General features: G+C 65.5%; 16 protein-coding genes. 7 read left to right on the top strand and 9 right to left on the bottom strand.

Annotation, left to right across the window (positions count from 1 at the left end):
- Positions 1–165 precede the first annotated feature (165 nt).
- The 3 genes from AWB94_RS03675 to AWB94_RS34495 all read left to right on the top strand — a co-directional run bounded on the left by AWB94_RS03675 (position 166) and on the right by AWB94_RS34495 (position 3131).
- Positions 166–927, top strand: coding sequence for a type VII secretion target (locus tag AWB94_RS03675; RefSeq protein ID WP_062659198.1), 762 nt, complete (start codon positions 166–168; stop codon positions 925–927).
- Positions 928–1230: 303 nt separating this feature from the next.
- Positions 1231–1998, top strand: a complete 768-nt coding sequence (locus AWB94_RS03670) for a PE domain-containing protein (RefSeq protein WP_062659197.1) — start codon at positions 1231–1233, stop codon at positions 1996–1998.
- Between the two features lie 146 nt (positions 1999–2144).
- The gene (locus AWB94_RS34495) at positions 2145–3131 is read left to right on the top strand and encodes an ESX-1 system-associated protein (RefSeq protein ID WP_131805397.1); all 987 of its coding nucleotides are present in this window, start codon (positions 2145–2147) and stop codon (positions 3129–3131) included.
- A 1156-nt stretch (positions 3132–4287) separates the two neighbouring features.
- Here AWB94_RS34495 and AWB94_RS34490 read toward each other — a convergent pair.
- Positions 4288–4581 (bottom strand): hypothetical protein, encoded by a 294-nt coding sequence (locus AWB94_RS34490; RefSeq protein WP_131805396.1) that lies wholly within the window; start codon positions 4579–4581, stop codon positions 4288–4290.
- A 113-nt stretch (positions 4582–4694) separates the two neighbouring features.
- Between AWB94_RS34490 and AWB94_RS03660 the strand changes: the two genes are divergently transcribed.
- Positions 4695–5495: an EspK C-terminal domain-containing protein gene (locus tag AWB94_RS03660; protein ID WP_062659194.1), complete on the top strand. Its 801-nt coding sequence runs from the start codon at positions 4695–4697 to the stop codon at positions 5493–5495.
- Here the strand turns inward: AWB94_RS03660 and AWB94_RS03655 are convergent.
- Together AWB94_RS03655 and dapE are read right to left on the bottom strand one after the other, a co-directional pair.
- On the bottom strand, positions 5479–7026 hold the full coding sequence (locus AWB94_RS03655; RefSeq protein ID WP_062659193.1) for an ABC-F family ATP-binding cassette domain-containing protein: 1548 nt from the start codon (positions 7024–7026) through the stop codon (positions 5479–5481). The genes AWB94_RS03660 and AWB94_RS03655 overlap by 17 nt on opposite strands.
- 105 nt (positions 7027–7131) lie before the next feature.
- Positions 7132–8199, bottom strand: a complete 1068-nt coding sequence (gene dapE / locus AWB94_RS03650; protein ID WP_062659192.1) for a succinyl-diaminopimelate desuccinylase — start codon at positions 8197–8199, stop codon at positions 7132–7134.
- Between the two features lie 34 nt (positions 8200–8233).
- Between dapE and dapD the strand changes: the two genes are divergently transcribed.
- Both dapD and AWB94_RS03640 read left to right on the top strand, forming a co-directional pair.
- Positions 8234–9178, top strand: coding sequence for a 2,3,4,5-tetrahydropyridine-2,6-dicarboxylate N-succinyltransferase (gene dapD / locus AWB94_RS03645; protein WP_062659191.1), 945 nt, complete (start codon positions 8234–8236; stop codon positions 9176–9178).
- Positions 9179–9423: 245 nt separating this feature from the next.
- Positions 9424–12153, top strand: coding sequence for a cation-transporting P-type ATPase (locus tag AWB94_RS03640; protein ID WP_062659240.1), 2730 nt, complete (start codon positions 9424–9426; stop codon positions 12151–12153).
- 108 nt (positions 12154–12261) lie between these two features.
- On the opposite strand, the gene AWB94_RS03635 is transcribed toward AWB94_RS03640, so the two are convergent.
- From AWB94_RS03635 to AWB94_RS03625, 3 genes are read right to left on the bottom strand one after another with little or no spacing between them, the layout of a single operon-like run.
- Entirely contained in the window at positions 12262–13509 is a 1248-nt protein-coding gene (locus tag AWB94_RS03635) for a glycoside hydrolase family 27 protein (protein WP_062659190.1), read from the bottom strand.
- A gap of 43 nt (positions 13510–13552) precedes the next feature.
- Positions 13553–13900 (bottom strand): VOC family protein, encoded by a 348-nt coding sequence (locus tag AWB94_RS03630; RefSeq protein WP_062659189.1) that lies wholly within the window; start codon positions 13898–13900, stop codon positions 13553–13555.
- Between the two features lie 46 nt (positions 13901–13946).
- The gene (locus AWB94_RS03625; protein ID WP_062659188.1) at positions 13947–15347 is read right to left on the bottom strand and encodes an acyl-CoA synthetase; all 1401 of its coding nucleotides are present in this window, start codon (positions 15345–15347) and stop codon (positions 13947–13949) included.
- Between the two features lie 74 nt (positions 15348–15421).
- Between AWB94_RS03625 and AWB94_RS03620 the strand changes: the two genes are divergently transcribed.
- Positions 15422–15934 carry an NUDIX domain-containing protein gene (locus AWB94_RS03620; RefSeq protein WP_062659239.1) on the top strand — a complete coding sequence of 171 codons (513 nt, stop codon included), beginning with the start codon at positions 15422–15424 and terminating at the stop codon, positions 15932–15934.
- Here the strand turns inward: AWB94_RS03620 and AWB94_RS03615 are convergent.
- The 3 genes from AWB94_RS03615 to AWB94_RS03605 all read right to left on the bottom strand — a co-directional run bounded on the left by AWB94_RS03615 (position 15929) and on the right by AWB94_RS03605 (position 19025).
- Positions 15929–16573, bottom strand: a complete 645-nt coding sequence (locus AWB94_RS03615; RefSeq protein WP_131805395.1) for a hypothetical protein — start codon at positions 16571–16573, stop codon at positions 15929–15931. The two genes, AWB94_RS03620 and AWB94_RS03615, sit on opposite strands and share 6 nt — an antisense overlap.
- Before the next feature lie 124 nt (positions 16574–16697).
- Complete coding sequence (locus AWB94_RS03610) at positions 16698–18185, bottom strand: dihydrolipoyl dehydrogenase family protein (protein ID WP_062659186.1); 1488 nt, start codon at positions 18183–18185, stop codon at positions 16698–16700.
- Between the two features lie 81 nt (positions 18186–18266).
- Positions 18267–19025 carry a DUF427 domain-containing protein gene (locus AWB94_RS03605; protein WP_234811608.1) on the bottom strand — a complete coding sequence of 253 codons (759 nt, stop codon included), beginning with the start codon at positions 19023–19025 and terminating at the stop codon, positions 18267–18269.
- Positions 19026–19332: the final 307 nt, after the last annotated feature.

Genomic DNA, 19332 nt, shown 5'->3' with positions numbered 1-19332 from the left:
CCCTCGACGCCGCTCAGCGTGCCAGGCAAGCGACCACCATCCTCACTGAAGCTCCCCCGATTAAACCAGCAATGCCGGGCTGGCCGGAGAACGACTGAATATCCGTCACTTCCTCGAAGCCGTCGCCAATAGAATGAGCTTCGAACCGAACGGAGGCCGACGACGATGACTGATCCGCTTCATGTCCAGACCGACGGGGTGCTGAACTACTCGCAACTGCATTCCGCTGTCGCGGCGGGACTGTCCGGTCTTGCCGGTGTTGACGGATCGGGTGTCGAGACCAGCCATGGCGTCATCGCCTCGGCCGTGAACACCGCACTGTCGGGAGTCCTGGCCGGCCGGCAGAACACGCTTGGCGTCACGTCGACGGCGGCGAGCACCATCTCTGAGCTCCTGCAGAAGGCCGCGCAGGCGTATGCGGCAGGCGATCAGCAGGGAGCTGAACGACTCAAGGCAGCTGCTGATGTTCTCGAAGGCAAGGATGCACCGGGGCGATCCGCAGGCTCTGCTGTTGGCGGCGCGCCGGCTTCCTCTGGTGGAGCCGGCGGGGACATGGCCGGCCAGATGGGGCAGGTGCTGGGCCAGGTGGGACAGCAGGTCGGCCAGATGGCTCAGTCGATCACCCAACCACTGCAGGGATTAGCCCAGGGATTGCAGCAGATTCCGCAGCAGATCATGCAAGGTGTGCAGCAAGCGGCGCAGTCGGCGTCGGGTATCGGAGGCCAATCCGAGGTCAAGAGCGCCCAGATCGAGAAGGACGACCGCCGCGCCGAGGAGAAAGCCGAGGACAGGGACAAGCACGGCACCGAGGAAAAGGAGCAGGAGGCCCGAGCCGAAGCTGGACCTACGTCACCGGCCGAGCGTGCACCGGTGGAGCCCTCCGCTCCTCGCCAGCGTCCGGCACCGACCCATCCGCAAGCGGATTGAGCCTTTGATGCCGTTCTGGCAGCGCGCTTCGGCTCCATCGCACGTCCGCTACGTCGGCTGACCCGCCACCCGGACTATCCCCAGCAAACAAGCGGAGCTTCCTGTCGGGGTGACTCGCATCAATTCCTCCGGGCTTTGTGCTGCGCAAAGCCCGGAATGTTCTGCATCAACGGCCTCTGCAGGTTGGGTAGTGTCTTAGCTGAGGTATGCGGAGGGGATTGTCGATGCTGGTTGAGCCCATGGGCCCAGGCCGAGCCGCGGGGGTTTCGGGGGTCCGTGCCACGTCCGTTGAGGCGGGTCGTCATGGCGCCTGAGACGCTGAAGGTTGACACCACGGCGTTGTCCCAGGCGGGTGACAACTTCTTGACGGCGTCGCAGGGCATCCCCCAGCCGCCCACCGGTTATACGCCCAGTGGCTCCGATCCGTTGTCTACGGCGATCGCGGCGGTGGCGCCGCAGTTCCTCGCGCCGATCGCGGCCGGCTTGCCGGTGCTGAAGGCGCAGACCGCCCAGTTCGCGCAGAACATCAAGACCGTCGCCGAGCGCTATGCGGCCACCGATGCGCAGTCGCACGCCAAGCTGTCGGGTCAGATGGGCGGCGGCTCGGGAAGTGGTGGCGGCGGCGGCGGAAGCGCCGGGTCGCCCGCCTCGGGTGTAGCTGCGGGTGTGGGCGGACCGGCGGCTGATGCCGCGCAGGGCGCGGACCAGCTCGGCCAGATGTTGCAGATGCCGATGCAGATGGCCAGCCAGGCGGCGCAGATTCCCCAGCAGGTGATGGGAATGGCGGGCTCGCTGCCGCAGGCCGCGATGCAGGGTGCACAGCAGGTCGCCGAGCAGGTGAGTCAGGTTGCCGGCAAGGCTGGCGGCTCGGAGAAGCCCGACGGAAAGCCCGAGGATGAGCAGGACCGGGAGGGCAAACACCGGCGAGAGGAATCGCCCGAGGAGTCGACGGAGCCCACCACCTCCGGTGCTGCGCCCGCGGTGCCGAATGCCGAGCGTGTTCCCGACGAGGTTTCTGGGGATGCGCACCGTCACGCGTCATCACGTCAATCACCGGAGAATGTGTTGTGACTCAGCCTCCCCCGCCGCCCAACGGTTCCTGGAATCCCGGACCCGGTGGCTGGCCGCAGGGCTATCCCGGCGGGCAGCCCGGCCCGCAGTGGAATCCGCAGCAGGGCTGGCCGCAGACACCGCCGCCGCCGCAGAAGCGCGGATTCGTGAAATGGATCATCGGCGGGGTGGCGCTGGTCGGCGTTATCGCCGTGACGGCAGTCGTGGCGGTGTCATGCACGAAAAGCAGTGGCGGGACGGATAAGCCGACCGCGGCACCGACGACGAGCGGTGCGCCGACATCAGATTTTGCGAGTGCGAATGACACCGGGCCGGTCTCGGTGATTACCGAGGATCCGTCGTGTGCGCCGTGGGTTCCGATAAACAACACCTGGGCCGATGTATCGAACCAAGGCTGGGCCCAACGCGATCCGTCGATACCTGCGACTAGCTGGGACCCGGCCACTCGCGGCCAGTATCAAGCCATCGGTCGCGCATTACGCGATGCGGCAAATCAGACCGAGAGGCTGGTCAAGCTGACACCCCACCGCGTAATGCGTGAACTGTACGAGCAGTTCATCGCCTATGCGCGTCCTTATGCAGACCGCATTCCGGTCTATGTTCCGAAGGATAATGAGCTAGCGCTAACAGCCGTCAGCGCAGCCACCGCAATCTCTGACGTCTGTCAAGCAATCTCTTCCGGCTCCGCTGCGGCTCGAGGTCCTCTGTTAACTGGCGGCGAGCCTCCATCGAAGATCGGACCGGTTGGAGATGCCAGTAACCCGCTTAAGTTTCTCGTAGAGGAAAACCCAGTATGTGATGATTGGAACAAGGCTACTGACCAGTTCAGAAATGACTCAGCGGACTGGGCGAAAATTGATGCCAATATCCCTGCTGGCCAGTGGACTCCGGAACAGCGGGACATGTACGAGAGCATGGTTCCGTTACTTCGATCATCAGCCGATACGTTGGAACAGCTCGGACGCGATAGCGGGAATCCAACCTTAGAAGACTTCGCCACGTTGGCCGCCCAATACCGGCGAGCTTTTGCGGAAGCCATTCCTACGTATAGTGCCAGCGACGGGCATCTGTACGACGTATCACTGCACTCTACGGGCATCGTTCTCGGCGCTTGCGATGTACTTAGGGAGTAATTGATGGTTGTTCGGAAGCCTAGTGGTCCCTACGTCGACCGATTGCTTGAACCGTCCGGCTGGCCGGACGTCGATGAGGATCGTCTCTACACAACAGCCACCGAATGCGGTCGCACTCTTCAGAAATTGACTTTCGAAGCACTTGAACCTTGGGTCCATGAACGCGGCGAGACTTTTGACGGCGGAGTGTGGGGTGGCGGCGCCTCGGACGCAGCCAACGGTAAAGCAGGTGAGTATGCCTCCAAATTCATCGCAGAACAAAAAAAGTTGGTTGCCGCCGCCACATGGCATAATCATGTAGGCGGAATGGTCGAAATGGCCAAGAACACAATCGTAGAGAATGTTCATGAGGCGCAACGTCTCATCGCTGAAATACAGGCCTCGGATGATCCGTCTATCGACGCAGACGACCGAGAGACAGCGATCGAGAACGTATTGAATGTATTTCATGCACTGAACGTTGGAGTAGTTGCAGCCACAAGCGCTCAAGTCCCGAACCGCGACGGCTGGAAGCCGCCGGGCGAGGCACTCCAACAGCTTTTGAACCAGAAGTTGCCCCCACCAGCTTCTCCGACACCACAAAACACCCCTTCCGCAAATGGTGCCCCAGCACCAGCATCGCCTTCACCACCTAACCCGCAGTTCATCTCAGGACGCGGCGTGGAACGCCCCGGTGCGCCAGAAGTCGTATCACCGCCCGCAACCTCAACCGGTCATCAATCTGGACCGAAAGAACCTCCACCGAACCGCGCCGATCCGATGGTCTCGGCGCCGGAAACTGTGCCGCCTGCGACGCCGTCGCCAACAGGCCAAGGCGGACGGGGCAGTCCAGTCCGGGGAACCGCACCGACTCCAGCTGCCCCGAGCCAGGTGCCGTCCCCCCACACAACTGTCCCCAACCCCGCCTCTGGTTCCTTGGCACCGCCGGCCGCACCGCCCGCGCCGACAGGCCCCATTACAGCTGGATCTCCGGGAGGCCCGACGGGTGGAGCCGGAACCTCATCCCCCACCTCCGGCGGTGGTTCCCCCTCACCACTCTCCTCATCAAGCGGCGCAGGCACACCCGGCCAGTCCGGCCCCCAAACAGGTCAAGGCACCCAAGGCACCCAAGGTGCCCAGGGCCCACAAGGCACACCGGCGACCAAGCCCGATCCCCTCAGTGGCGCAGCAGGCCCCAAGGGGCCCGCTGCGCAGGCGCCGTTGCAGCCGCCACCTGCGCCGCTGAGCAACGCAACGCCGGCCACACCTCTGTCCGCGCCTGCAGCACCGATCGAGCAAGCCGCTGCCAGCTCACCGACGACACCCGCCGCGGCCCACCCGGCCGTCCCGACCGGCGGTGGTGGCCCCGCCGCTCCCCCAGCCGCACCGCCGTCGGCACCCACGTCACCGACGCCGCCGATGCCGCTCGGCCCGCCGTCGACGCCACCCCCCGCCGCTCCGGTGCCACCATCGGCGGGAGCTCTCGGGCCCGGCGTCGCACCCGCCGCGACTTCCGGCACCCAGCCGGGAGGCGCTGCCGCTGCCCCCATCCCGGTATCGGCCGCGCGAGCCGAACGCGATCTGATGGCCACGTCAGCGGCGGCGGGGGCGCTGAAGCGTCAGACGGGTGGCAATGATCCGCTGAGCATCGCCCGCCGCATCGCCGCCGCCCTGAACGCACCGGACATGGCTCGGCCGAACGACATCGGGTTCTTCTGGCTGGTGGCTCTCACCGCTGCCGACACGATCGTCGTCGCCAACAGTTACGGCATCGCCTATCTCCCCGAGGGCGCCAGCCTGCCGGAACAGGTCAAGCTGGCCAGCGCCGACAGTTCCATCCCCGCCGGCGAGCGGGCCCGGTGGGCCACCTATCCTGTTGCGGCCCTGACGGGTTGGGCGCAAGCACACGACACGACCCTGCGCGCGGTCATCGGAGCCAAGGCACACCTGGAGGGTATCGATCCGGGCGCACACAAGGTGCTCTTGGAAGACGATGACATCCCGGCGACGGGAAAGATGACCGGCCGCAGCCGACTGGAAATCAGCTTCCCCGACGCCGCGGCCAAACTGGCGGCGGTCAAAGACCCGGACCTGGTCGCGCAGTTGCCGCCCGCCGGGGCAGACAACACACCGCCGGCCAACGAATCGTTCACCCTGTGGTTCGACGTGATGCAACCACTGATGAGCGCGGCTTCCGGACGCGAAGTCGCCCACCTGGCCGCCTTCGTGCGCTACGCCGCCCACGCCGCAGACCTCGCGCTCTACCGCGCCCACACCGCCCTGGAAATCGCCGACCAGCGCGCAGCCGTCGCCGACTGGCTGTACTGGCTACACCAGTACGACCTACTCACCGAGGCCGAGGCCAGCGTCACGGCGACGACGTGAGCTCACCCCGCTCCAATACCAACCGGCGCTGCACCCCGATGTTGGCCAGGAATCGCTCGTCGTGGCTGACCACCACGAATGCGCCGCGATAGGCATTCAACGCCGTTTCCAGCTGGTCGATGCTGACCAGGTCGAGGTTGTTGGTGGGCTCGTCGAGCAGCAACAGCTGCGGCGCGGGCTCGGCGAACAGCACGCAGGCCAGCGTTGCCCGCAACCGCTCGCCGCCGGACAACGCACTTACCGGCAGATCGACCATGTCTCCGCGAAACAGGAACTGTGCCAACAGATGCCGCCTGCGCGTCACCGACAAGCCCGGCGCGAATGTCTCCAATGACTGCAGAACGGTCAGTGCCGGATCGAGCAGATCGAGCCGCTGCGACAGATACGCCACCGGCACATCGGCGCCGGCCACCACCAGTCGCAGCAGCGTCGACTTGCCGGCGCCGTTGGGTCCGGTCAGCGCGATCCGCTCCGGACCACGGATGTCCAGGTCGACCGCGTCGAATGCCGATGAACGTAATCCGTTGGCGGAAAACAGTATTCGCCCGGTTGGCACTTCGGTCGCCGGCAGGTCCAGCGCCAGCACATCATCGTCACGCAAAGCTCGTTCCGCCTCGTCGAGCCGTGCCCGCGCGTCACCGACCCGGCGGCTGTGCACATCGTCGGCCCGGCCGGCCGACTCCTCCGCACTCCGCTTACGCGCCCCGGCAAGGATTTTCGGCAACCCGGCGTCCTTGATGTTGCGGGCCGCGTTGGATGCCCGGCGGTCGGCCCGCTCGCGCGCCTCCTGCATCTGCCGCTTCTCGCGTTTCAGCTGCTGCTCGGCGTTGCGGACATTGCCTTCGGCCACGCGCTGGGCAGCCTGCACCGACTCCTCGTACGCCGAGAACCCGCCGCCGAACATCGACACCTCACCGGCACGCAGCTCGGCGATCGTGCCCATCCGGTCCAACAGCGCTCGATCGTGGCTGACCACCAGCAGCGTGCCACGGAAGCCGTCCAGCGTCGCGTAAAGGCGTTCACGCGCTGGGGAATCCAGGTTGTTGGTCGGTTCGTCGAGCAGCAGCACATCCGGCCGCTTCAGTAGCTGCGCAGTCAAGCCGAGCGACACCACCTGCCCACCCGACAGCGAACTCAGCGGACGGTCGAATTCGATGTCACCCAGCTGTGCCCGCAGCCGCTCCTCGATATCCCAGTCATCCCCGATCGCGGCGAACACCTCCTCGCTCGCGTCACCGGCGGCCAGCGCGTCCAGCGCCGCCAAAATCGGTGTGACACCCAGGACATCGGCCACCGTCTGATCCGACAGGAACGGCAGCTCCTGCGGCAGATAGCCCAGGACACCGTCTACCTTCACGGTTCCAGAACTGGGCGACAACACCCCGGCGATCAGTCGCAGCAGTGTGCTTTTGCCGGCGCCGTTAGGTGCCACCAGCCCGGTTCGGCCCTCTCCCACCGCGAAGGACAAGTCGGTGAACACCGGGGTGTCGTCGGGCCAGGCGAACCAAAGATGGGAACAGACAATAGACATGCGGGAACTCCAAGAAGAAAAGGATGTGTGACGACGCGAAAGATCTCGGGGTTTTACCCGGAGATGTCGTCGATTCCCAGCACGACAAACATCTTACCCGCCGGGTCAAGCGGTTAAGTAAGCCCGCAGCATGTCGGTGGTGGCGGTGATAGCCGCAATGTCGACGTGCTCGTCGACCTTGTGGGCCAGATTGGGATCGCCCGGGCCGTAGTTGACGGCCGCGATGCCCAGCGCCGCGAATCGCGACACGTCCGTCCAGCCGTACTTGGCCCGGACCTGCCCGCCGGCCGCGGCCACCAGCGACGCCGCGGCCGGATTCGTCAGTCCGGGCAGCGCTCCCGCGGCGGCATCGGTGACCTCCAGGGACACATTGAGCCCGTCGAACACCTCGTACACGTGCGCCACGGCCTGATCGATGCTGCGATCGGGCGCAAAGCGGAAGTTGACCGTCACCGACGCCGCATCGGGTATGACGTTGCCCGCGATGCCCCCGTCGATGCGAACGGCCGACAACCCTTCCCGGTATACGCAGCCGTCGATGTCCACACTGCGCGCCGCATACCGCGACAGTCGATCCAGCACCGCCCCCAGTTTGTGAATAGCGTTGTCGCCCAACCATGATCGCGCGGAGTGCGCCCGGGTCCCGGCCGCACTGACCACGACGCGAATGGTGCCCTGACAGCCGGCTTCGATGAAACCGCCCGATGGTTCACCGAGGATGGCGACGTCGGCGGTCAACCAGTCGGGAAGTTCGCGCTCGATGCGGCCCAGGCCGTTGGCGCTGGATTCGATCTCCTCGCAGTCGTACATGACCAGGGTGATGTCGTGGGTCGGCTCGGCGAGCGTCGCGGCCAGGTGTAGGAACACCGCATCACCGGACTTCATGTCCGAGGTACCGCAGCCGTACATCAGGCCGTCCTCGACGCGGCTGGGCAGATTGTCGGCGACGGGCACGGTGTCGGTGTGTCCGGCCAGCAGCACGCGCGACGGGCGACCGAGGTGAGTGCGGGCCAGCACGGCGTCACCGTTGCGGATCACCTCGAAGTGCGGCGCCTGCACCCGCAGCGCGGCCTCGATCTCGTCGGCGATGCGCCGTTCATGGCGCGACTCGCTGGGAATGTCCACCAGCGCAGCGGTCAGTGCGATCGGGTCGGCACGCAGATCTAGGCCCACAACCCTCGAGGTTAGTCGAGTACCCTAAGCCACCGTGACTGCCGCATCTGGCGTCGGCCTGGCCACCATCGCCGCCGACGGAACCGTACTGGACACCTGGTTTCCCGCCCCGGAGCTCAGCGCCGACGGACCGGCCGGCACCACACGGCTGTCGGTGGCCGAGGTATCCGACGATCTGGCCGCTCTGACCGGCCCCGATGCCGATCGTGGCGTCGAGGTGGTGGCCGTGCGCACCACCATCGCCGATATCGCCGACAAGCCGGCCGACACCTACGACGCGTACCTGCGGCTGCATCTGCTGTCGCACCGGCTGACCAAGCCGCACGAGGCAAATCTGGACGGCATCTTCGGGCTGCTGGCCAACGTGGTGTGGACCAACTTCGGGCCGGCCGCGGTCGACGGCTTCGAGGCGGTCCGGGCCAAGCTGCGCCGCCGGGGCGCGGTGACGGTCTACGGCGTCGACAAGTTCCCGCGGATGGTCGACTACGTATTGCCCAAGGGTGTCCGGATCGCCGACGCCGACCGGGTCCGCCTGGGCGCGCACCTGGCCGAGGGCACCACGGTGATGCACGAGGGGTTCGTGAACTTCAACGCGGGCACGCTGGGCGTCTCGATGGTGGAGGGCCGCATCTCGGCCGGGGTGGTGGTCGGGGACGGCTCCGACATCGGCGGCGGCGCGTCGATCATGGGCACGCTGTCCGGGGGCGGCAAAGAGGTCATCTCGGTGGGTAAGCGCTGCCTGCTCGGCGCGAACGCGGGCCTGGGCATCTCCCTGGGCGACGACAGCGTCGTCGAGGCCGGGCTGTACATCACCGCCGGCACCAAGGTCACCACCGCGGACGGTCAGATCGTCAAGGCCAAGGAGCTTTCCGGCGGCAGCAACCTGTTGTTCCGCCGCAACTCCATCTCCGGTGCGGTCGAGGTGGTCAAGCGGGACGGCACCGGCATCACGCTCAACGAGGCATTACACGCCAACTAAGTGACGGAACGCCGACGGGAAGGCTTCATCCCGGCGCCACGGCGAAGACTTGGTCTTCAATCACACCGAGATTCAACGCCTTTGACGTGACCCGGAGCGCTCATGACCGGATGATGCCTTCAACCGTGAGCCCAGGGCGGTCCTGGGACCCGCGTCCCGGGGGACTTACGGCTCTATCGACACCCGGCATGCACAGGGCAATGTTGGAATCCAAGATTGGTCTGGCCACGCGCGAGGTGAGATTGTTGTCGGTATCGACGTCGTTGACGGCGGCTAATCACAGTCTGCCAGCACATGAAGTGATGCTTCTGTTCGAGACCGATCCACACCGCGGTCTGTCCAGCGCTGAGGCGTCCGAGCGGCTTGAGCGCTTCGGGTCCAACACCTTGCCGACGGCCGGGGGCACCGGCCCGCTGGTGCGCATCCTTCACCAGTTTCATCACCCCCTGATCTATGTCTTGCTCGTCGCCGGGGTCATCACCGCCGGACTGCGGGAATTCGTGGACTCCGCGGTGATTTTCGGCGTGGTGGTGATCAACGGGATCGTCGGGTTCATTCAGGAGTCCAAGGCCGAGACCGCACTGGAGAGCTTGCGCTCGATGGTGCATACGCAGGCCAAGGTCGTGCGCGATGGCCACAGGAATACCGTGCCGTCCGACGAGCTGGTCCCGGGTGATCTGGTTTTGCTGGAGGCTGGTGACAAGGTCCCTGCCGACCTGCGAGTGGTGCACGAGACCGAGCTGAAGGTGAACGAATCGGCGCTCACCGGAGAGTCGGCACCTGTGCGCAAATACGAGGTGGTGCTGCCTCAGGCGACGCCCGTCGCCGATCGCCGAAACATGGCTTACTCCGGCACCCTGATCGCGGCGGGCGCCGGTGCTGGCGTCGTCGTCGCAACGGGTACGGAAACTGAGCTCGGTGAGATTCATCGCCTGGTCGGGGCAGCCGAAGTGCTCTCCACGCCGTTGACCGCGAAGCTTGTTTGGTTCAGCAAGGTCCTGACCATCGCCATCCTGGGCCTGGCCTCGGTCACCTTCGCTGTCGGCTTGCTGCGCCACCAGGACTCGGTGGAAACATTCACGGCCGCGGTCGCACTCGCCGTCGGTGCCATCCCTGAAGGCCTGCCATCTGCCGTGACGATCACGCTGGCGATCGGCGTTGCCCGAATGGCCAAGCGTCGAGCGGTTATTCGGTGTCTCCCTGCGGTGGAGACCCTGGGCAGTACCACAGTGATCTGCGCGGATAAGACCGGAACACTGACCGAAAACCAGATGACCGTCCAGCTGATCTGGACCCCCTACGGTCTAGTTGAGGTGACCGGTACTGGCTACGCGCCCCATGGCGCCCTAAGGTGTCCCGACGGTGCGCCGGTGTCGCTGGAGGCCAATGCGGCGCTGCGCTGGTCTCTGCTGGCAGGCGCATGCTGCAACGACGCTGCACTCGTCCAAGTAGGCGAACGCTGGGACATCGTAGGTGATCCGACCGAGGGTGCGATGCTAGTGGCCGCGGCGAAGGCCGGCCTCGACCGCGATTGCCTCGCGACCGAACTGCCTCGGGTGGCGGCGATCCCGTTCACCTCCGAACGTCAATTCATGGCCACGCTGCACCACGACGGTGGCAACAAACATTTCGTCTTGGTCAAGGGCTCGGTAGAACGGATGCTCGAGCTGTGCAACACCCAGATGGGCACCGACGGTGCACCACGACCGCTGGACCGCGAGGAGATTCTGCAGACCGCCGAGGTGCTGTCCCGTCGCGGGCTGAGGTTGTTGGCCACCGGTGTACTCACCGGCACCGATCCCCAAGACTTTCAGGAGGATGCGCTCGCGGGTCCGCTGACGTTGACCGGACTGCAGGCGATGCTCGATCCGCCCCGTGCGGCGGCGACGTCCGCAGTTGCCGCCTGCCACACCGCTGGTATAGCGGTGAAGATGATCACCGGCGATCATGCCGGCACGGCAACGGCGATCGCCACCAAGATGGGATTGCTCACCGACGGTGAACCGACAGCCGACGCAGTTCTCACCGGTGCCGATTTGGCCGCTCTGAGGTCCGAGAACTACCCCAAAGCCGTGGATCGGGCCAACGTGTTCGCCAGGGTATCGCCCGAGCAGAAGTTGCGGCTCGTGGAGGCACTGCAAGCCCGGGGGCACGTGGTGGCGATGACCGGTGATGGTGTGAACGATGCGCCGGCACTGCGACAGGCCAACATTGGCGTCGCGATGGGCAAAGGGGGCACTGAGGTGGCCAAGGATGCCGCCGACATGGTGCTGACCGATGACGACTTCGCCACTATCGAGGCCGCGGTCGAAGAGGGCCGCGGCGTCTTTGACAACCTCACGAAATTCATCACGTGGACCCTGCCGACGAATATCGGCGAGGGATTGGTCATCCTTTCCGCCATCGCTTTTGGCACAGCTTTGCCCATCTTGCCGACCCAGATTCTGTGGATCAATATGACCACCGCCGTCGCGCTGGGTCTGATGCTGGCGTTCGAGCCCAAGGAACCCGGCATCATGCACCGTCCGCCGCGCGACCCTGATCAGCCACTGCTCACCCGTGCCCTGGTCGCACGGATCCTGCTTGTCTCCACCCTGCTCGTCGCCAGCGCCTGGTGGCTGTTCGAGTGGGAAATAGGCAATGGCGCCAGTCTCGTAGCGGCCCGGACGGCAGCACTCAACCTCTTCGTCGTCGTTGAAGCGTTCTACCTTTTCAGCTGCCGGTCATCGACCTACTCGGCCTGGCGTATCGGTGTGTTCTCCAACCGCTGGATCATCATCGGTGTCACTGCACAAGCCGTCGCCCAACTCGCTATCACCTACCTACCGGTCATGAACGCGGTTTTCGGCACCGCCCCGATCAGCGTCGCCGCGTGGTTGCGCATCTTCGTCATCGCGGTTTTTGTGAGCTTCGTCGTGGGCATCGATAAGTGGCTTCACCGACCACACCAGCACGGTCCTTCACATCGCATTTGAGTGTCATCCCCACCCGCGGCAATTCGCCGCGCCGGTTCACCACCATGCGCAATGAGCATTGACCCACCGGACCATCTTTGCGAAAAACCGACCGAAACTTGCACGCGGTCACGCTTGGCAACTGCTCACCCGCAACAGCGCCACCCCGTGCCGCGGCACCGTCGCCACGACGGGGCCGGTGGTCTGAGAGTCGGTGTGCTGCCACAGATCTCGCACGGTGTGACAGCTCCCGTCCGACAAGCCGATCGCGCCCAACGCGGTGCGGATGGTGACGGTGTCGGCGGCCTGATTGAACAGCCCGACGGCCACTGCACCGTCGGCCAGCGGCTTCACCAGCACCCGCGGGTCACCGGAGGACGGATGCGCCTGCTTGACCAACGGATCCTGGTCGACGGCGATGACATCGCGGTTGGTCAGCAGTGCCGCGGTCCGGGCCGACATGGACCGAATATCGTTGCCCGCCAAGAGCGGCGCAGCCAGCAGTGCCCACAACGAGAAATGGGCCTGCTGCTCGACATCGGTCAGGTCCGCCCGGGCCGCGCCCAGGGACATCGTGGGGTGCCCGGCCACGAACTCGTTCCAGCCCACCCCGATCACCATCATGTCGGGGTCGTTGACATGGGTCGGCCCGCTGGGTGATGCCGCCCCGCCCGCTTCGGTGAACGCCTGGCTCACCCCGGCGAGCCCCGATGACCACAGCGCCGAATCACCCCACGCCGGAACCAGGTCGACGGTATTGCGGGTGATATCGGCGATCTTCGACCAGTCGTATTCGAGGCCGGCGCCCGGATCACCGGAGCTGTTGGGATTGATGGAGTAGACGATGCGCCGGCCGGTCGCGCGCAGGGCGTCACGCATCGCGGTGAAGTACTTCACCTGGTCGTCGTGGCCGGCCGCCAACCGACACCAGTCGTACTTCAGGTAATCGACGCCCCAGTCGGCGAATGTCTGCGCATCGATTCGCTCGTGACCCGCTGCACCGATCCGCGGGTCCTGCCCGCAGCCCTCGTTGAACGGGCTGTGATAGATGCCGAGCAGCATGCCACGATCGTGGGCGTAATGCGCCAGGGCGGTGATCCCGTGCGGGAAGCGGTCAGGGTCGGCGTGGAGGCGACCGTCGGCGTCACGGGTCGGGGCCGCCCAGCCCGCATCCAGGTTGACGTAGCGGTACCCGGCGTCCCGCATGCCGGAGGTCACCATGGCGTCGATGATCTGGTGCACGCTGGACTCGGTCAGCTCGATACCGGAATTCCACGAATTCCAGCCCATCGGCGGGGTCAGGGCGCGCGACGGGGCGGTGGTGGCGCATCCGGCGAGCAGCAGGACGCACGTCGCCAACCAGGCCAGAGCACGCATCGGGCCATGGTCGCAGTTCAGGCTGGGAGCATCATGTGACCGGCTATGTGGCCGACAGGATGCAGAACTCGTTGCCTTCCGGGTCGGCCAGCACCACCCAGCTCTGCTCCCCCTGGCCGATATCGACACGCGTGGCACCCAGGCTGATCACCCGTTGCACCTCGGCGTCCTGGTCATCGGGGGTGAAGTCCAGGTGCAGCCGGTTCTTCACGGTCTTGTCCTCGGGAACCTGCAGGAACAGCCAGTCCGGGCCGGCGCCCGGTGGGGCGCTGAGCACCACGTCACCGTCCTTGTCGACATGGTGCTCCCACCCGAGTACCCGCGACCACCAGGCGCCCTGCGCATGAGGGTCATGGGCGTCGATGCAGATTTCGGAGAATCTCAGGGTCATTGGTCGACTCCCGCTCGCTCGTTCCTCACTCGCGTCGGTCTCCACGTCACGTCAACAACTCCTTCTTGAGCACCTTCCCCATCGCATTACGCGGCAACGATTCGACCACGCGCACCTCGCGCGGCCGCTTGTGCACCGAAAGCTGCTGTGCGACAAAGTCGATCACGTCGTCCGACGCCACGGATCCCACGATGAACGCAACGATACGTTGACCGAGATCGTCGTCGGGCACGCCGACCACCGCCACCTCGTCCACACCCGGATACCCGAGCAGCACCGTTTCAATCTCGCCCGCCCCGATTCGGAAGCCACCTGATTTGATCAGATCGACCGATTCCCGGCCCACGATGCGGTGCATACCGTCACCGTCGATCACGGCGACGTCCCCGGTGCGGAACCAGCCCTCCTCGTCGAACGCCTCGGCGGTGGCGTCGGGGCGATTGAGGTAACCGCTGAACACGGTGGGGCTCTTGATCTGCAGGTGGCCGATGGTTTCGCCGTCGTGGGGCACCGGCGCACCCCCGTCATCGACCAGTCTGGTCTGCACCCCGGGCAATGGCAGCCCCACCCAGCCCGGCCGGCGTTCCCCGTCGGCCCGCGTGCTGATGGTGATCAGGGATTCGGTGCTGCCGTAGCGCTCCACCGGCGCGTGGCCGGTGAGCCGCACCAACTCGTCGAACACCGGTACCGGCAGCGCCGCGCTGCCCGAAACCAGCAGCCGTGCCGAGGCGAGCGCACGCGCCGACGCCTCGTCGTCGACCACGCGCGACCACACCGTGGGCACACCGAAGTACAGCGAACCGGCGGCCGCCGCGTACGCGGCGGGAGTGGGTTTTCCGGTGTGTACGAATCGGTTTCCGATCCGCAGCGACCCGAGCAGGCCGAGTACCAGGCCGTGCACGTGGAACAGCGGGAGCCCGTGCACCAGGGTGTCGTCGGCGGTCCACTGCCACGCCGTGGCGAGGGCGTCGACGTCGGCGGCGATCGCGCGCCGGCTGATCAGCACCCCTTTGGGTAGGCCGGTGGTGCCGGAGGTGTACATGATGATCGCGGGGCTGTCGGGCGCCGGTTCGGCATAGCGATGCCAGGACCGCGCGTGCATCCGGACCGGAATATGTGGCAGCCCTTCGGTTTCGGCCGGCAACTCCCCCAACCATGCCTGTGCAGCGGAATCGGTGAGGATGTGCGCGCGTTCGGCGGCGCCCACATCGGCGGGCACCGGGACGAACGGGACACCCGCGATGAGGCATCCGGTGACGGCCAACACGGTGGTGGCGGTCGGGGTGGCCAGAATGGCGACGCGCCGCGCGACGGACACGCGTTCGGCCACCGAGGTGGCCGCTCCGACCAGGTCGCTTCGGCTCAGGGTCACACCATCGATGCGCACCGCGTCCGCGAGATCGTGTCCGGCGGCCACGGCTGCGGGGTCCAGCGAAGTCAACAGCATTCTGGTGAGGCTACTCTGGGCCGGTGGACCCGATCGAAAGACTGGCCAGTCGTGAGGTGTACCGCAACAACTGGATGGTGGTGCGCGAGGACGATATCCGCCGCCCCGACGGTTCGGTGGGCATCTACGGCGTCATCGACAAGCCGACGTTCGCGCTGGTGGTTGCCCAGGACGGCGACCGTTACCGGATGGTGGAGCAGTTCCGCTATCCAATCGGGTTGCGACGCTGGGAGTTTGTCCAGGGCACCGCTCCGGGCAGCCTCGACGGTGACGAGCCGGAGCCGGAGGCCCTGGCCGAGCAGGAACTCCGGGAGGAGACGGGTCTGCGCGCTCAGTCGTGGGAGGTGCTGGGCCGCCTCGACGTCGCGCCGGGGATGAGCAGCCAGCGTGGCTGGGCTTTCCTGGCGACCGGCATCACCGAGGGCGAACACGAACGCGAACACGAAGAGCAGGACATGCACAGCGAGTGGTTCACCGCCGACCAGATCGAGGAGATGATCCGGGACGGCCTGATCACCGACTCGCAGTCCCTGGCGGCCTGGCTGCTGATCCGGCTGCGACGGGAGACCGCTCGCTCCGGCTCATGAGCTGCTCATGCGACTGGCGTACCGTTTCGATTTCGCGATGAAGCGAATGACGAGCGCCGCCAAGACGATGATCAGGAACGGCCCGTAGAACTCGGTGTAGGTGACGCCGCGGCGCCAGTAGGCGATGAAGAACGCGAACCAGATGACATAGCTTCCGGATACGTGCAGCCGGTGCCAGGTCACATACGGCATCCGTTTGGCGATGCGGTCGAAGGACGTCACGGTCATGGCGATGAGGAAGCCGTACGCGATGAAGTCGATGACGTAGACGCCGTGCGGAGTACGTTCGACGCCGGCATCGAACCGCTGCGTGTTCAACACGATGGTGGCCACGATGAAAAAGGCATGGATCACATGGGATCCGGCGAAGGCGACACCGAGGTAGCGGCGGTTGCGCCGGATCCACCGGGTGGAGGCGGTGGGCCAGAGCTGGTACAGCGACGATGCGGTGAAGGCGAGCAGGAACAGGATCGCCGATGTCCGGGCGGTGATGCGGATGCCGAGGTTGGCCCCACCCGCCCCGCCGACCGCGGTGGCCGCGATCGTGGAGATGATGGCGACGAAGGCGATGAGGAACCAGGTCAGCTTCCAGCCGGACAACATGGTCGACGACGGCCTCGGTCGGGTCTCGGTTGTCATGCCTCCATTCGAACAGTGGGCTCTCATCTCGTCCAACGAACGTTTCTGATGAGTCTCATCAATAGAACAGATGGTGCCGGCCCACGTCGTCCCACCGCAGCTGTACATCCGGGGCGCGCGCTACCTAATCGGTGGCACCCTGGCCGTCCCGATACGCTTCGAGAAGTCGCAACCAGACCTCGCTGATCGTGGGAAAACATGGGACCGCATGCCACAGCCGCGCCAACGGAATACGACTCACGACCGCGATGGTGGCCGAGTGGAGCATCTCGGCTACCCCCGGGCCCACCAATGTGACGCCGAGCAGGTACTCACCGTCTTCGTCGACAACCATCCGCGCCTGGCCACGGTAGCCGTCAGCATAGAAATTGGCCCCCGGGACCGCGGCTCCCATGTCGACATCGACCGTTCGCACTCGATACCCTCGGCGCGTCGCCTGCTCGCTGGTCAGCCCTACCGAACCTGCTTCCGGGTCGGTGAAAAATGCTTGCGGTACAGCGAATTCGTCCGCGGTTGCGACATGGGGACTCCATGGTTCGGTGTCGACCGGCTGACCGTGTGCCCGGGCACCGATCACCGCACCGGCAATGCGGGCCTGGTACTTGCCTTGGTGCGTCAGCAAGGCGCGGTGATTGACATCGCCGAGCGCATAAAGCCAATCTCCTTCGACCGCACGCACCGTGCAGGTGTCATCCACGTCGAGCCAACTACCCGGCTGCAGACCGATGGTTTCCAGACCGATGTCGGAGGTGTTCGGGATACGTCCTGTCGCGAACAGGATTTCATCCACCTCCAGCCGCTCCCCGGAATCCAGTGTGACCTGGATGGGGCCGACCCCGCCGGTCCGGCACAGCGACGAAACCGCGACGCCGACCCGTACGTCCACCCCCGACTCCACCAGGCCGGCGTGGACGTGCTTTCCGACGAACGACTCCATTCGTGGCAGCAGGCTGGCGGTGCGCGCCAACAGTGTCACCGATGATCCGAGGCCACGCCATGCCGTGGCCATCTCGACGCCCACACCGCCGGCTCCGACAACCGCCAATCGAGCAGGCACCTCACTGCTGTCCGTCGCTTTTCGGTTCGTCCACGGCTTGGCCTCTGCCACACCGGGAAGGTCGGGAACAGCTGCCGTCGTTCCGGTGCAGATCACCACCGCGTGGCGGGCCCGCAGTGCGACAACGCCTTCGTTTGCGGTGGTGAGCGCGACTCGACGCGCACCGGCCAGTCGGGCGTGTCCGCGAAACAACCGCGGTCCCATAGCGGCAACCGCCTCGGCCACCGGGGTGTCATCCCAATTGGTGACATAACGGTCGCGGCGACCGAACACACCCTTCGGATCGATGCCTCCGATGACGGCTTCTCGTGCGCCGTCGACTCGACGCGCGTCGGCGACCGCGAGCACGGGGCGCAGTAGTGACTTGCTGGGCACGCAGCCCCAGTAATTGCATTCGCCCCCCACCAGTTCGCGCTCGATCAGCGCCACCGACAGGCCCTGCGCATGAGCGCGGTCTGCGGCGTTGATGCCGACCGGTCCCCCACCGAGGACGATGACGTCGTAGACTTCGCCGGTTCCCTGCACGGCCTCGCCGTTCTCATACTGGGTGCTCATTGGTTCCCTTTCATAGCTGGTAGTTCGCGGTGACACAGCGCTGATGCGATTACCGCGCCAAGGGATCGCATCCGGTACTCGCTAGACGAACCTGCCGCGAGCGAGCTCGTCTGGATCGAGGCCCCGATCAGGGCCGTGGGCGAGCACGGCCTGCCCTGGCTCCATGACCAGTCGTCGATCATCGAGCCATACCTCGATCTTGTCGGGTTCGAAGGACACGAAGTCACGCACCCGTTCCACCTCCGCCCAGGCGTCGGGGTACGACCACGCCGCGCGCGGTCGATCACCGATGTCGTAGTAGCTGGCCAACCCTTTGTAAGGACAGAAGGTTTGGACGTCGACCGGCCGTAGCGCCGTTGTGTCGATATCTTCTCGTGGGACATACCAGCGCGGGGCAAAACCCGATTCGAACAACGCCAACGGCCGCCCAGTATCGGCGACCACTCGATCGCCATCCCGAACCACGAGATGTCTTGATGTCGAACGGATGTCGATGCGATGATAAAAATCCGCAGCATGGCCGACGATCCGCTCGTCCTCTTCGTAGAAGGCATCCATGGCCCGCCACGCAAACGCCACACGCCCATCCAACACACGCGCATGAACCGGCAGCGATTCGAACCCCCACGCGGCTCGTCTGACATCCCGCTGCCCGCTGCGCACTCCGAACCAGGTAACCGGCCCTAGTTCGGAATGCTGGGTGACGTGTCCATCGCGCACGAGCACCCGCGCGTCGACGTCTCCGAGCGGAAAGTACGCCACGGGATAACGACCCGGCTCATGTAACAACAGAACATCTTCACTGTCTGCGACCCAGGACTGCCCCAGCCGTGCCCTCATCCGGCGCCGCAAAGGCTCGGCGTATAGTAGTCGGGGCAGCGGCACCGGTGTGAGGTACTGGCCGGCCGGCTGAGGAGCACATGGTCCTTGCTGCCAGGCCAATCCCATCGCAGTGCCTCCACGCTCTCAACCGGCGAGTTCACTCCGGCTCGCCACTCGGTACTCCGCGACCGGCATCGATTCCGGTTCACAAATTGGGACGCTACACCCAAAATAATGGGAGGTATAGCGGCTCTTCACAGATGAGGGTGTAGAGGTGGTTGGCGCGTCGTTGCCGGGATAGAGGTCGAGGTCTCTCGAAAATGAG

Source organism: Mycolicibacterium canariasense, assembly GCF_002101555.1.
Classification (GTDB): Bacteria; Actinomycetota; Actinomycetes; order Mycobacteriales; family Mycobacteriaceae; genus Mycobacterium; species Mycobacterium canariasense.
This window is presented reverse-complemented; position numbering and strand designations above follow the sequence as displayed.